The following is a 14,939-nucleotide window of genomic DNA, read 5'->3' as shown; positions in this document are numbered from 1 at the left end:
GGATGAATATAAAAAAAGAAGGTCTTGGTATATTGATAGTGGCCATGTCGCTCGCAACGGCATGGGCCATCAGGGGTCAGTTCGGTCATGAACAAGGTGCTGCATGGGCGGGTGCCATCGGAGGGCTAGCCCTGGTTTTGGCAGCAAAAAGGAAAGATTGGTATCCCAAAATGGTTTTAGTGGCCCTGGCATCCGCTGTAGGGTGGGGTGCCGGAGGTATGATCAGTTATGGTCAGGTCGTGGGTTACGGCCGGGCCGATAATTTCCCAAATGCCTTTTATGGTCTTTCGATGCTGTTCGTCATAGGGGCACTTTTCGGATTGCTAGGAGGTGGATTGGTTGGTTTGGTTCTTGGTCATACCAAACAGAATAAGGTTCGATGGGGTTCCCTGGTTTCGGAGATGACTGCTGGTGGACTTATTTCCTACTATTTTCTGGTAGAACAAATTGGGTTTAAAATGACTCCACCACGATCTGAGGCCTGGGCTATCATATTGGGAGCCGGTCTTGCCATGCTTTGGTATATGGCACGTAACCAAAGAAATTCAGCCATAAGGGTAGCTGTTTTTTCCGCACTTGGCGGGGGATTCGGTTTTGCATTCGGGAATTTTCTGCATGTGGTGGGCAATGTGATGGAGATAGATTTCAATATGTGGAACGTGATGGAGTATAGCATCGGTTTCTTTGGGGGATCGGGTATGGCCTATGGGGTGTTCAGTTCTAAATGGCCTGTGGATGAATCCAAACCTAGAGCATGGGTAAATAGGGTCTCCTTATTTATTGTCCTTGTATTCGTGCCCTTGATCGTTTATCGCGAATCATTGGCGTATGGTCACCTTATAAAACGACTGGGAGAGGTTGATAATCTGGAGAAGGTAGCATTGTCGAGTACTATTTTTGCCGCGACGATAATGGTAGTGACCGTAGTTCTGGTTTATACGCGGTTGAAGAACGTAAATTATGACCAAAAGAAAACCGCTCTTTTTCTTTTTACCTACTTGGGCTTGTACGCCTTAATGAGTTATGTGATCAAAGGTTTGTTTGCAGGTCATATGATTTTAAACCACCATCTATATGTGTTGAATATAATCGCAATCTATTTTTTGTACAAGAAGGGAAACTATGGAACCTTCGATGTGGTTTCAGATACGGTCAATAGCAAAAAATGGTTCGTCTATTTATTGGGTTTTCTGGCGTTTATAGCCCTGTGTACAGTGATCTTGATTAGTATCCATGGTGAATTGCCACATAGTCACAATCGATTTAATTGAAAAACCGTTCTGAAGCTATGTTGCCTTGGGATTGAATAATTTGGGAGTTGAAATGAAAGTTGTTTACAGCACTAGAAGCATTGAAAATAGAATAATTAGCATAACAACGATCCTATGCATAGCCTATGCGATCGTACGTTATAATGTGGCGGGGAATGTACCTTGGAAGGATGTGCCTGTATTTGTTTTAAACAAAGGGATTTCTTTGGCCTCATTGGTATTGTTGATAGGTAGCCTTTCGTTAGGGCCGATGTGTAATTTGGGGGTGCGTATTTCAGAATCGATCTTACATGTAAGAAAATCGATGGGTATTATAGGGTTTGTCTATGTTTTAATACATTTATTAATGAGCATGTCAATTTTAAATCCTGGGTATTTTCCTAAATTCTTTGCTTCGGATCATACCCTGTCCTTACAGGGGAGTATTATTGTTATGGCTGGTATTTTGGGTTTTACGCTTGCAGGTATCCATCATTTTGGTTTTAAGGAAGGGGTTAAACGGGCATATCCCATTATTGTGGCTGCGAAGTCCAAAAAAATAGTGGTGTGTACCATGTTCTTTTTTGGTACCCATGTTTTTTTTATGGGCTTCAAAGGATGGTTGGGGATCGATCAATGGCATGGAGGATTACCTCCAATAAGCCTACTTTCGTTTACTTTGTTTTTTATGGGCTTTATGGTCAACCTTTTGGGGCGCAGGTAGTTTTTGTGACTTTGTTTATTGCTAATGGCCTTACCTGAAGTTTTTGCGATATTCAGATGGGGTTTTGCCCATACTCGCTTTAAAGTAGTGGTTGAAATTAGCTAAATTATTATAACCACTTTCATAGCAAATTTGGGTGATTTGCTTATCTGTTTCGGCTAACAGTTTGGCGGCCATTCCGACCCTTACATTTTTCACATACTCCATAAACGTAAGACCGGTCTTCTTTTTGAAAAACCTGCAAAATGAACTCGGGGCCATATTCAATACCGATGAAGCTTCTTCAAGATTAATGCCTTCTTGGATATTTAAGAATACATACTCATAGACCTTATTGATCTTTTCAATGTTTTTGGTGAAAACGGAAGATCGATTCATTGGGTTGGAGAGTCTTTCCCTATCCTCGATTTTTATCAATAGGTTGAAAATCTTAAGTAAACCTATATAATATTCGAGACCTACGCTTTGGGACAGCTCAGTTAAAATTTCACTGATTTCACTGTCGTTTTCGGTTCTGAATCGAATACCACGGTTGGCTTGTTTCAATAATACCACTACATTTTGGAGTTCTGGCATTTTAAAGAACTCATTATCTATGATATTTTCCGAAAAATGCGTTACAATACAGGCGGGATCCTCATCTTTTTCAGCATCCAATAATTCCCAACAATGTGGTAGCTCAGGACCCAATAATACAAGGTCACCTTTTTCAAATCCCGAAATATTATCGCCAACAATTCTTCTGCCTGTACCCGAAGTAATATAATTAAGTTCGAAATTCTTGTGGGAATGTATCCGGGCATCAGAGGATAGCGGCAATTTCCTAGAAATAAAAGAGTGGTTGTTAGGGACATAAATTTTCTCAAAAACAAATTCCATATCTTACTATTTTAACTCTTATTTTCAATATTACATAAAAAAAATGATATCTAAGTTAAGATACTATATGATTTGCGTAAAATAATTGCGTTTAAGTAACTCTGTTTCGATTTTCTTTGTAAAAGATAAAAACAGGACTATGAAATTAGTATTAAAGGGTATTATTCCACCGATGATTACACCATTGACGGCAGATGGTAATTTGGATATAGATGGCGTGCAACGACTTATAGAGCATTTGATTTCTGGAGGGGTGCATGGTATTTTCTTGCTTGGCACCAATGGGGAAGGACCCAGCTTGACCTATGAATTGCGTAAGGAATTGATTTCATATTCCTGTAAATTCGTGGCCGGTAGGATTCCTGTCCTGGTAGGTATTACCGATACGTCGTTTTTAGGATCACTTGACATTGCCGAACATGCCAAAAAAGCCGGGGCGGATGCCGTAGTGGTGGCGCCACCCTATTATTTTCCGATATCGGAGAATGAAATGATCGAATATTTAGAGTGTTTGGCCCCTAAACTTCCATTGCCCTTTATGATGTATAATATGCCGAGCTGTACCAAAATACATTTAACGATAAAAACGGTTAAGAGAGCGAAGGAACTTGGAGCCATAGGTATAAAGGATAGCTCTGGCGATATGGGTTATTTAAATTCGTTGATCGAGGAATTCAAAGACTCGCCCGACTTCCCCATTATTGTGGGTACCGAATCTTTTCTATCGGAAACCATTAGAAAAGGAGGACATGGTGCCGTAGCCGGTGGGGCCAATTTTGTACCTGGACTATTTGTGGATCTTTATAACGCTTCGGTTCAAAATAACCATTTGGTTATTGATGAACTTAATAAAAAGGTAAAGTATATTTACGACACGATTTATAGTGTGGGTAAATACGAATCACGGGTAACCAAAGGAATTAAGAGTGCATTATCGGTAATGGACATCTGTGAAGATCATATGGCATTACCCTTACGAAGGTTTGAAAATGGGGATCGAGAGAAAATCAAATCATATATGAACGAAATATAAAAGATCGTTGATTAATTAGTGAAGCTTATGAATTATCAACTTGGAACGATTGACACGGTTATATTGATCTTATATGGATTGATAATGGTGGCAATGGGAATTTATTTTTTAAGGAAGACCAAAACCTCTGAGGAGTTTATGGTGGCTGGTAGGGGTATTCCTGCATGGGCAGCCGGTATAGCCGTAATGAGTGCTTACACCAGTAGTATCTCATATATTGCGGTGCCTGGTAAGGCCTTTGACGATAATTGGCATCCTTTGATTTTTGCCCTAACGGCCTTACCTGTAGCTTGGTTTGTGACCAAATATGTTATTCCTCATTATCGAAAGCATAAGATTATTTCAGTTTATAAATACCTTGAGGAGAAAATAGGGGATTGGGGGCGTATATATGCCTCTTTTTCCTTTGTGCTTTTTATGGTGGGTAGAACGGCGGTAATCCTATACTTGTCCTCCCTGTTACTGACTTCCTTTATTGATATTGATATACGTACCTTGATTTTGATTATTGGGGTCCTCACCATTGCCTATACCTTAATGGGGGGCATGGAAGCTGTAATCTGGACCGATGTACTACAGTCGATTATTATGATCGGAGGGTTGCTTTTTAGCGCCTACATATTAACGACCGAAGTATTTTCAAAACCCGATTTCCTGATTCAAAATGCCTTTGATGCGAATAAATTCAGTTTAGGTGACACTTCCATGTCATTGAGTAGCCGTACTATTTTGGTAATGGTGATATACGGGGTTACCGAGAACATCAGAAATTTAATGGCCGACCAAAACTATACACAAAAATATAGTTCGGTGGCCACCGAGAAAAAAGCTAAAAGATCGGTATGGATCGCTATGCTCATCTACTTACCCCTAACCGCCATATTCCTTTATATAGGAACCGCAATGTTCGCTTTTTATGCAGGGGGGGGACATGTTCTTGACCCATCAATCATAAAGGGCGATGAGGTTTTTCCATACTTCATTGCGACCGAATTACCTGTAGGGTTAAAGGGACTTATCATCGCGGCCATACTTGCCGCATCGATGAGTACGGTCGATTCGGCCTTGAATTCTTCGGCAACGGTACTTTATTTGGACTATTATAAGAAGTATTTTAGACCCAATGCCTCTGAAAAAAGTAGTATCGGGTTTTTAAGATGGACAACCGTAATTTGGGGCATACTCGGAATAATCTTCAGTTTGTTGTTAATCAACGCCAAGAGTGCACTTGATATTTGGTGGCAGATTTCAGGAATCTTCGGAGGGGGAATCCTTGGACTGTTCCTTTTGGCCATCTTTAATGTTAAAATCAAACCTTGGCAGGGAATTACCGCTGTTGTTTTTAGTATCTTGATTATCATTTGGGGTACTTTCTTAAGAAACCTATCACCCCAATTGGATTGGCTCGAATGTACACTTGATCCTATAATAATCGGGGCCGTTGCTACAGCCGGACTTATTGTATTGTCGCTTTTATTTGCGGTAACCAATAAAAGGGGTAAATAAGATCATAGGGTATATCGTATAACAGCAAATAATAATATACTTTAGAATGGAGAAAGTACAATGGGGGGTGTTGGGAGCAGCGACCATAGCAGTGGAGCAGGTTATTCCGGCAATGCTTAAAAGCAAGTATTGCAATGTGTTGGCCATAGCCTCAAGAAATAAGGTCAAGGCCCAAAAAACTGCAGAAAAATTCGGTATTTCAAAATGTTATGAAGGATATCAAGAACTCCTGAATGACGCTGATATTGAAGCTGTTTATATTCCCCTGCCAAACCATTTACATGTGGAGTGGGCCATCAAAGCCTTGAAGGCCGGAAAACATGTGCTTGTTGAAAAACCGGCGGGAATGAATGCCAAAGAGGTTTTGGGATTACAGGATGAAGCCCAAAAGAATCCAGGGCTTAAAGTGATGGAGGCTTTTATGTATAAATTTCATCCACAATGGGTTAAAGCCAAGGAACTGATTGATTCCGGGGAAATAGGCACCTTGAAGACGATACAATCTTCGTTTTCGTTTTTTGATGACGATGCCACAAGCATTACCAATAGGAAATCGTTTGGTGGGGGGAGTTTGATGGATATTGGATGTTATTCCATTTCCATTTCCCGATTGTTGTTTGGGGAAGAGCCGAAAAGTGTAATGGCCTCCATTGAATACCATCCGGAATATGAAGTGGATATTTTAGCCTCGGGAATCCTTGAATTTGAACAAGGGAATGCCACTTTCTTTTGTGCAACCCAATTGGATTATACACAACAGGCCCAAATTTTCGGTACAAAAGGCAGTATCCGATTTGAGATTCCTTTTAATCCGCCTAACGATAGACCGTCTAAAATGTGGTTGACAAAGGATGAGGTAATAACGGAAATTGAATTTGAAATTTGTGATCAATATACATTGCAGGCCGATGCTTTCTCATTGGCTATATTAGAAGATAAGGCAACACCGGTACCTTTGGATGATGCCATTGATAACTTGACCGTAATAGGGAAATTACACGAAAGCCATAGATTGGGTAGTCGTGTTACTATTTAAGGTGAGTAGCGTTAACAATAAGTTGCAATATGGATATTGGTTTTAAACCAAGTTTAAAATAGTTTTGAAAATAGAATAAAATCAATGATGGGAACATTAAAGAGTCTTACGGTTTTTGTGATAACGTTTATGTTGAACTTTACGCTACAGGCGCAACATCGGCATGCCAATGGAGAAGAACACAGTGGTCATTCACACTATATGGAACACTATGCTACCCCAGCGCATAAATTGATTTTTCCATCAAGTACACCGGATCGTATTATTTCGAACCTTACTGAGGATGCCGCACATAGCTTTGCCGTAAACTGGCGTACCGATCAACAAGTACCGAATGGAGTGGTAGAGGTGGCTTTGGCCACTGATGGCCCTGAATTTTTGTTGGGTAAGGTTCGACAAATCAAAGCGGTTTCACAACTATTTGAAAACCAAAATAGAAATGAACCCCTTGTTAAGGCAACCTATCATTCGGCAAAAATCGATGGTCTACAGCCTAATACCACTTATGTGTATAGAGTGGGCAATGGACAGAAGGATAATGGTTATTGGAGCGAATGGTTTCAAATCACAACCGCTCGGACCGACATGGAAAAACCTTTTAGTTTTATCTATTTTGGTGACGCCCAGAACCATGTAAAATCATTATGGTCTAGGGTTATCCGTAATTCATACCGTCAGTTTCCGCAGGTGGATTTTATGTTGCATGCCGGAGACTTGATAAATGATAGGGACGCGAATTTGGAATGGGGCGAATGGTTTCACGCAGGTAGTTTTATTCACGCCACAGTGCCAAGTGTTATGACGCCAGGCAACCATGAATATAGGGATGGGGTACTAACTTCTTTATGGAGACCACAGTTCACCCTTCCTGAAAACGGGCCGATTGAAGCATTGAAAGAAACGTGTTTTGCCATTGATTATCAAGACATGAAATTGATTTCCATCGATAGCGAGGGTTTTGACGAAAGTATGGAGGCACGAACAGCCCAAGTAAAATGGCTTGATTCCGTCTTACAGTCAAACACCAAAAAATGGATAACCATAACAACACATTACCCAGTGTATTCTACGAAAGAGGGCAGGGATAATTGGGAGTTGAGGGAGGCTATAAAACCGTTGATCGATAAATATGGGGTAGATTTAGTGTTACAGGGGCATGATCATACCTATGCAAGGGGTTTTCCTGAGAATGAAGGTAAAGGTTTAACGGTAGTGAAAGATGCCGGTACTGTTTATGCCGTATCTGTAAGTGGCCCAAAAATGTATGAATCGGCAGACCAGGAATGGATGGTGAGAAGAGGGGAGTATACCCAACTTTTTCAAATTATCACAGTGTCCAAGAATTCTATAACCTATGGGGCCTATACGCCCATAGGCACGCTTTATGATGCCTTTGAGATTATAAAAAAGAAAGGTAAAAAGAAATTGATAAATAAAGTGCCTGACAGTCCTATACGATTGAAAAGTGACTTTGTGGCGCCTAAATAATTTAAGGTTTAGGAAAAAGGAAGATGGCCCTGAAACCCCGTTATAAAGTCTTCTTATATCCATTTATAAAGTAGTGATAACTTTCCTTACACCTAAAAACAAATCGGTTTTTCCGGTTTGGTACCTTCGGATACATGTTGAATCCGTAATATTTCTAAAAGGCCTAAATACCGTTTGAATTATGGGAAAATCGATTTTATTTTTAATCCTCGTTTTTATATCGTGTAAGAATGATGATTATAAAACACAAGTAACCCAGACCGGGGATAAATTGTTTTATGAGGATACTCCGTTTGTTCAAGAATATCATGAGGGATATGAGGTTGCCGGCGGAAATGCAGAGGCACAGGATGTAAGGGCGATTGAAACCGATGGTGATGGCACTATTTGGATTGCCACAAAAGATGGGGTCTATTTTAAACAGGAAAGCTCCAAAGATTGGGTGCTTGGTATCCAAGGGGAGACAAAAGGTCCGGCTTATGATGTTGCCATCGGACTAGATCATAAAGTATGGCTGGCTACCTGGGATGGGGTCTATATGGGTGATACCACCGGACTTCAAAAGATAGAGGGGCCTCAACCACCGATAGCTAAATTAGTTGTGGCAAATGAGGGGATTTATGCCTTGGGGCCTTATGGCTCATGGTATTTTGATACTACTGATTGGGTTAAAAAGGACTTTGGGATAGCCAGAAGTATTCGGGCTGCCTTATCAGATAACAATGGGGGACTTTGGATAGGGACCGATGTGGGACTCTATCATTGTACGGATGAAAAAACCGAGGTGTTTCAGGGTAATGACGATCTGATCAGTGCCTATGTCACGGGAATGGATTTTGATGCGAAAGGTAATCTATGGGTTGCTTGTATGGGGGGTGTCACGATTAGGAACGGGGAACGAAGAATAAGCGATAAAAGGCCGGAAAATGGCATTGCCAATGCCCACGTCAATGTGGTTAAAAAAGCGCCAAACGGTACAATGTGGGTGGGTACCGATTATGGGATTACCAGGTTTGAACCGGCGAAAGATACGTATTCGGTACGTTTGAGCAAGCGTTGGCTACGTTCGAATGAAGTGAGGGATATCACTTTTGATAAAGATGGAAACGCTTGGATCGCAACTTCCAATGGGGTGAGTGCCATAAAGAACAAGAAAATGACCTTAAAGGAAAAATCAGATTTTTTCTATGATAAATTAATTCAGCGTCATGTTCGGGAACCCTGGATCATTGCGAGGTCCAAATTGACGATTCCTGGTGATACGGCGTCGATCGAACCTGATGATGATGATAATGATGGTGAGTTTACCTCTAATTATCTGGCGATGGAAGCTTTTCGATATGCTGTCACTAAAGACCCTGAGGCCAAGACCCGGGCCAAAAAGGCATTTGATTTTTTGCATTATTTGAGAACGGTTACCGAAGTTGATGGTTTTTTTGCCAGAACCATAATCCCCGTTTCATGGGAGCGATCACATGACATGAACCGCACCTACACCGATCGGGAAATGGCCGAAGCCCTTATTGATAACCCAAGGCATAAACCGGTGGAAGAGCGATGGCATGTGTCCAAGGATGGAAAATGGAAATGGAAGGGAGACACCAGCAGTGATGAACTTTGTGGTCATTTGTTCGGATACTATTGGTACTATAATCTGGTGGCCGATGAGAAGGAAAAGAAACGGGTGGCCGAACATTTCAGTAAGATCATGGATCACCTGATACGAAACGATTTTAACCTGGTAGATGTTGATGGACAGCGCACAAAATGGGGTGTTTGGTCTCCCAAGTTGTTGAACCATGATCCCGAATGGGCGCCGGAAAGGGCATTGAATTCGTTGGAATTACTCGCATTCCTTAAATTCACCTACCATATAACCCAAAATGAAAAGTACCAAAGCGAATATTTGAAGCTGATTGAAGATCAAGGCTATCTAAAAAATGCCAAAATGTTGCACAACACCAATCCAGCTTGGGAGACTTATTTTGATATTTATTTGGCCTTGTATATGTATCCGATCTTGATCGATTATGAAGAGGATCCAAAGCTTGGCAAGGAATATCGAGACCATATGGAACAATGGTTCCAAAAGCATAGGAAAGCCAAAAGTCCATTTCTGAATTTTACCTACAACCTATTGGCCGACAATACAGAGGAACTGGAAAATTCCATCGGTTTTTTGAAAGATGCACCTTTAGATCTTGTCGATTGGCATATAGACAACTCTAAACGCGAAGACCTCAAAACGGTACGAGCACCGATTTTGGAAGAATTACAAGTGGCCTTACGTCCACCGAGTGAATACCGGACTGTTCGTTGGGATCGCAATCCTTATTTAGCGACAAGTGGGGACCCCTCTCAGGAACTAGAACCTGTATATTGGCTTTTACCGTATTGGATGGGGCGTTATCTTGAGGTGATACAATAATCGGAATAGTGGTTGGTGCAAATTCCACTATCGACTTTTGAAGGTCATATCCTCAAGTAGGTAAGATAAAAAGATCAGTCGTTTTTCCAATAGTATAAATAACCGTCTTCGGCACCCAAAAGCAAATCGGGTATATCATTCTTATCCCAATCCACCAAGGTTGGGCTAGTGGAATGGCCCGCTAATTTCAGGTCTGATAAGTTTCCCTTGAATTTGAATTCGACCTTCCCATGGGTCTGTCCAACGTTTTCCCATAGCACCGCATTGATGCCATTGGCTAAAATATCGATATCCCCATCGGCATCCCAATCACCAAAAGCAAGCTTTCGCCTGCCACTACTACCGTATTTTTTTTCACTGAGACGTAGCGGACCATTGGCATTTCCAATTCGGTTGTTCTTTCGGTCATACGTGCCATTGGCAAAGTGAAAGATTCGTTCGCCAGGTTTCAATAATAGGTTATTTCCGTTATTGAATCTTTCATAATAGCTTAAATATCCCTCAGGGTCTAACATAACCAAATCTTGGAGTCCGTCTTTGTTCCAGTCGATAACAGTGGGCGTGGTGCGCCATTGGGAGGCCAAAGTATTGGGTTCGGGATCCCACCAATACCATTCAGGTTTGGGTGTTTTACCTTCCCATTGCACATATATGGGTTTTTCAGCACCAAGTTTGGGGTTCCCCTTTGTGCCTATATTTTCATACCAAACAACTTTTCCCCATATCGAGTTTACGATGATATCCTTTAAGCCATCATTGTTCCAATCCTCTACGGACAAGGTCGTATAGCCCCATTTAGCTTCACAGGGACCTTGAATGGAACCACTTTCACCAGCTTGGATCCTGATCGTTTCATCATCGGCGGACAATAATTTTGGGGCATCCCATTTTGGGGTATCCTTTCCATCTAGGTTTTCAATAAATGCAATATATCCTGCGGAATTGCCACAGATAAGGTCTTCATCACCATCATCATCCCAATCGGTGCTAAACGGAGTGACCAGTGCACCGAATTTTACATGTTCCGCTTTTTGCTGAAAGTACTTGGGGTCGTTAAAAACAGGCATGCCATTCTTGGTTTTTCCTGTGTTTTCTACATAGGCCACCCGGCCATCTTCGTCCCCGACAACCAAGTCGATGTCACCATCCTTGTCCCAGTCCAAAGAAACGGGCAGGATCATTTCAAGGTCCATGGCTATAATCCCACTCTCATTTTCCAAATACATACCCTTGGCATATTTTGGATTTTCCCTTGTACCGATATTTTCGAACCATGTGAATTTATCCATGAATTCCCCACAAATAATATCCAAATCACCATCATTGTCATAATCGTCAAAGTTTGGGGTAGGGGCACCGTAAACATCAATCGGGGCTCCACCTGCAACAATCTTATCCTTCAATGCGTAGGTACCGTTTACGTTTTCGATTAAATAAACATAACCATGGAGCGGTCCGTTGGTCCAAACACCATGGTCGTCAAAGGCATTATCCCAACCATAATCCTCACCATCCTGAATTCCGACAATGATATCCAGATCACCATCATTCTCATAATCGACATATTTCCATTGATTGAATCGGATGTTATTATGGAGTTTATCAAAAACATCCCCTGGGTAGAGTGCTTTGGATGTATCGGCAAAAGTGTTTTTAAAATCTGTCAATTCCTCCCCTGGACGTAAGAAACGAGGTTCACCATTTACATAGGATACTTGGATATGTTTGATAGGGTTGTCGCTAACCTTGACGGCCGGGGCGAAAACGGGAAATGAATCACCGCTTGTGTTTTCGAAAAAGAAAATTCCGTTGAAAGGCACATCACTACAGGAAACCAATAGGTCGTAATCCCCATCATTGTCATAATCCATAGGTAATGGTGAGGCCCAAAGCCCCACACCAAGATCTACGGTCAAGTCCGGATTATTGTATGCCAACCTTTCAAATTTAGGCGAACTATTTGATGTCTTTATCTGGGGTTCATCACTTACGACATAAGCTAGAATCAGGAAAAAGGGAATTAATAAAAGTGATTTGTTCCAATGCATGGTCTGTGGATTCAAGTTTGAATAAAAATAGTGATGCCTACACGATACTACAACAGGATTCTTGATATTTTTATATGGAAATTTAACCTTTTTTGTTGTTTTCTTAATTTGGAATAATCAGAGGGTATCTTCAATCATCCTTATAAATAGGTCATATTTGTCTTATATTATTGATTTTTTGTTTGAAACAAGAAAATATTTATAATGATTTATTGAAATGTTATTTTTAACACATAGGTCAAAATTCCATGTATTTTAATCAATAATGATGAAACAAGCCCTGCGCTATATAGGTAAATTTATTGACTGATTTAATTCTATAAATTATGAGAAAACTAATAGTTGTTGTGGGTCTTATTTTTTCAATTGTTGTAAATGCGCAGCAGTATACAGATACACCCTATCTTCAAGATTATGCTGTGAAATATGAACTACAGGAAACTATTGGGGGTACTGCCTTATGGCAAGTGGAAAGCGATCGAAATTTGGCGATTAAAGTGCTTTCTGCTGATGGACTCTTAAATGCATTTGGGAATGAATTGTCTTTGGATCTGCAATACAGACCCTTGACGGATATGAATATTATTGCCTTTGATAATTATCAAGATCAATTTGTGTATTTAACGGATACCTCTGTTTTGAGTAATGCTTGGGGCGGTACGTATGAAGTAGAACATGGTTTGACAACAGCTTCCCATTTTGCCATTGGTTCGGATTTCAAGGCTTTGGTCGCTTCAATAAATGCACTAAAATTGATAGGTAAGGAAGGGAAGGTAATTTGGGAAACCAAAGAAAACGAATTGCATCCTATCTCGTTAAAATATGATAAACGGGGGAATCGTTTTTTAATGTTGACAGCAAATGCCCTATATGAAATTGTACCCGAAAAACCGGAACTAAAGAAGATTTATTCAGGTTCAAATCTTACTGCGTTTGCACTTTCTGAAAATGGTATTGTGTTAGGTACGGGTAATGGTGTCATTACCTTGTCTGGCAATCCTTTGAAGGCGGGTGAAATCAATCAAAAATTACCATGGACGGAAATCACAAGCATCACCAACATTAATGAACAACTGTGGTTTGGGTCTACAAAAGGAGCATTCAAATTACGTGAAGATGGCAAGTATGACTATTATGCATCAAAACGTTGGCTAGTTGATGATGTGGTGATTGATATAGCAAAAGGGCCGGAGAATAGCGTGTTGATCGCTACAAAAACGGGCTTATCACAAATAAATTTTGTGTCGATGACCCTCGCTGAAAAAGCGGATTATTTCCAAAAAATCCAACGTTTGCGTCATATTCGATATGGTTTAACCGTTAATCTTGAGTTGAAGACTCCAGGCGATCTTACGTCAGGGTATTACCATGATACCGATAATGATGGCTTATGGACCTCGATGTATTTGGCGGGGGAGTTATATCGCTATGCGGTTACAAAGGATGAGGATGCAAAGCAAAATGCATATGAGGCCTTTGAAGCTATGGAAAGGCTGACGGCAATTACCCCCATGCATGGTTTTCCGGCAAGATCATTTGAACGGGATGGTTACGAAGTAGGATTGCATGCTAACGGATTCTCAGAGGAATGGTATAAAAAACATGTAGCCGAAAACGGTAGGATTTGGCGATTGACCCCTGATGGAAAATGGCGATGGAAATCTACGACAAGTAGTGATGAAACCTGTGGGCATTTCTATGTCCATGCACTTTTTGCGGAGTTGGCTCCCGATCAAGAATGGAGAGATCGCGCAATACACCAACTTAAGATTCAAATGGACCATATTATGGATAATAATTGGTATTTGGTCGATTGGAATGGTGAACCTACGGCCTGGGGCAAATGGAACCCCAAATACGTAAATAGTTTTCCGATAAATGTGGGCGATAGAAGATTGAATTCTACCCTTATACTGTCCTTCTTGCAAACGACATATCATTTTACGAAAGACGAAAAATACAAGAAGGCGGCCCTAAAATTAATCAAGAGATATGGTTATGATGAAAATGCAAATCGCCCTGCTACCACAATTGGTTATGTTGAAGGTGAGGATTTAAGTGATCGTTGGAATCATTCTGATGATGAGATGTATTTTTTAACCATACCGGGCTTTGTGAATTATTCATTTACAGAAGAACAACGGAAAAAGCATTTTGAAACGGTTAAGAGTCATTGGGAAGTTGAGCGTTCAGAGAAAAATCCATTGTGGAATTATCTTTTTGCGTTAACTGGTAGTACAACTATTGATAGCGAGGAGTCTGCATGGAATTTACGGGAGTTCCCAATGGATTTGATCGACTGGAAAATTGACAATAGCCATCGTAAGGACTTGATTATGATCGAGCCTAACTTTAGAAGCCAAACGTATTCTGAAGTGTTACCTGGTGATGAGCGTGTACTACACAAGCATAATGGGGCATATAAGAATAATGGGGGGAATGCCAGGCAGGAATATGCACCTTACATTTACCTGTTGCCCTATTGGGCAGGTCGCTATGCCGAAGCAATCAGTGCTCCGGTCAAGGAATAGTATGCTTTAATGGAAA

At 40.9% G+C, this 14,939-nt stretch carries 10 protein-coding genes; 8 read left to right on the top strand and 2 right to left on the bottom strand.

Features of this window, described 5'->3' with window-relative positions; translation table 11 throughout:
* Positions 1-2: 2 nt before the first annotated feature.
* Together LX92_RS11510 and LX92_RS11505 are read left to right on the top strand one after the other, a co-directional pair.
* Complete coding sequence (locus LX92_RS11510) at positions 3-1,271, top strand: hypothetical protein (protein ID WP_109650648.1); 1,269 nt, start codon at positions 3-5, stop codon at positions 1,269-1,271.
* A 52-nt stretch (positions 1,272-1,323) separates the two neighbouring features.
* Entirely contained in the window at positions 1,324-1,974 is a 651-nt protein-coding gene (locus tag LX92_RS11505) for a hypothetical protein (RefSeq protein WP_109650646.1), read from the top strand.
* A 30-nt stretch (positions 1,975-2,004) separates the two neighbouring features.
* Here the strand turns inward: LX92_RS11505 and LX92_RS11500 are convergent, their stop codons facing one another.
* Positions 2,005-2,853, bottom strand: a complete 849-nt coding sequence (locus tag LX92_RS11500; protein ID WP_109650645.1) for an AraC family transcriptional regulator — start codon at positions 2,851-2,853, stop codon at positions 2,005-2,007.
* Between the two features lie 139 nt (positions 2,854-2,992).
* On the opposite strand from LX92_RS11500, the gene LX92_RS11495 reads away from it, so the two are divergent.
* The 5 genes from LX92_RS11495 (at position 2,993) to LX92_RS11475 (ending at position 10,344) form a co-directional block, all read left to right on the top strand.
* Positions 2,993-3,886 carry a dihydrodipicolinate synthase family protein gene (locus tag LX92_RS11495; protein WP_109650643.1) on the top strand — a complete coding sequence of 298 codons (894 nt, stop codon included), beginning with the start codon at positions 2,993-2,995 and terminating at the stop codon, positions 3,884-3,886.
* Positions 3,887-3,913: 27 nt separating this feature from the next.
* Positions 3,914-5,392 carry a sodium:solute symporter family transporter gene (locus tag LX92_RS11490; protein WP_109650641.1) on the top strand — a complete coding sequence of 493 codons (1,479 nt, stop codon included), beginning with the start codon at positions 3,914-3,916 and terminating at the stop codon, positions 5,390-5,392.
* Between the two features lie 46 nt (positions 5,393-5,438).
* Complete coding sequence (locus LX92_RS11485) at positions 5,439-6,428, top strand: Gfo/Idh/MocA family protein (RefSeq protein WP_109650639.1); 990 nt, start codon at positions 5,439-5,441, stop codon at positions 6,426-6,428.
* 84 nt (positions 6,429-6,512) lie between these two features.
* A complete protein-coding gene (locus LX92_RS11480; RefSeq protein WP_109650637.1) occupies positions 6,513-7,916 on the top strand; it encodes a purple acid phosphatase family protein in 1,404 nt (467 codons plus the stop codon).
* A gap of 181 nt (positions 7,917-8,097) precedes the next feature.
* Positions 8,098-10,344 carry a ligand-binding sensor domain-containing protein gene (locus LX92_RS11475; protein WP_109650635.1) on the top strand — a complete coding sequence of 749 codons (2,247 nt, stop codon included), beginning with the start codon at positions 8,098-8,100 and terminating at the stop codon, positions 10,342-10,344.
* Between the two features lie 74 nt (positions 10,345-10,418).
* Here the strand turns inward: LX92_RS11475 and LX92_RS11470 are convergent, their stop codons facing one another.
* Entirely contained in the window at positions 10,419-12,392 is a 1,974-nt protein-coding gene (locus LX92_RS11470; RefSeq protein ID WP_109650633.1) for an FG-GAP-like repeat-containing protein, read from the bottom strand.
* A 326-nt stretch (positions 12,393-12,718) separates the two neighbouring features.
* On the opposite strand from LX92_RS11470, the gene LX92_RS11465 reads away from it, so the two are divergent.
* Positions 12,719-14,923, top strand: a complete 2,205-nt coding sequence (locus LX92_RS11465) for a hypothetical protein (RefSeq protein WP_109650631.1) — start codon at positions 12,719-12,721, stop codon at positions 14,921-14,923.
* Positions 14,924-14,939: the final 16 nt, after the last annotated feature.

Origin of the sequence: Maribacter polysiphoniae, assembly GCF_003148665.1 — a bacterium.
GTDB lineage: Bacteria > Bacteroidota > Bacteroidia > Flavobacteriales > Flavobacteriaceae > Maribacter_A > Maribacter_A polysiphoniae.
This window is presented reverse-complemented; position numbering and strand designations above follow the sequence as displayed.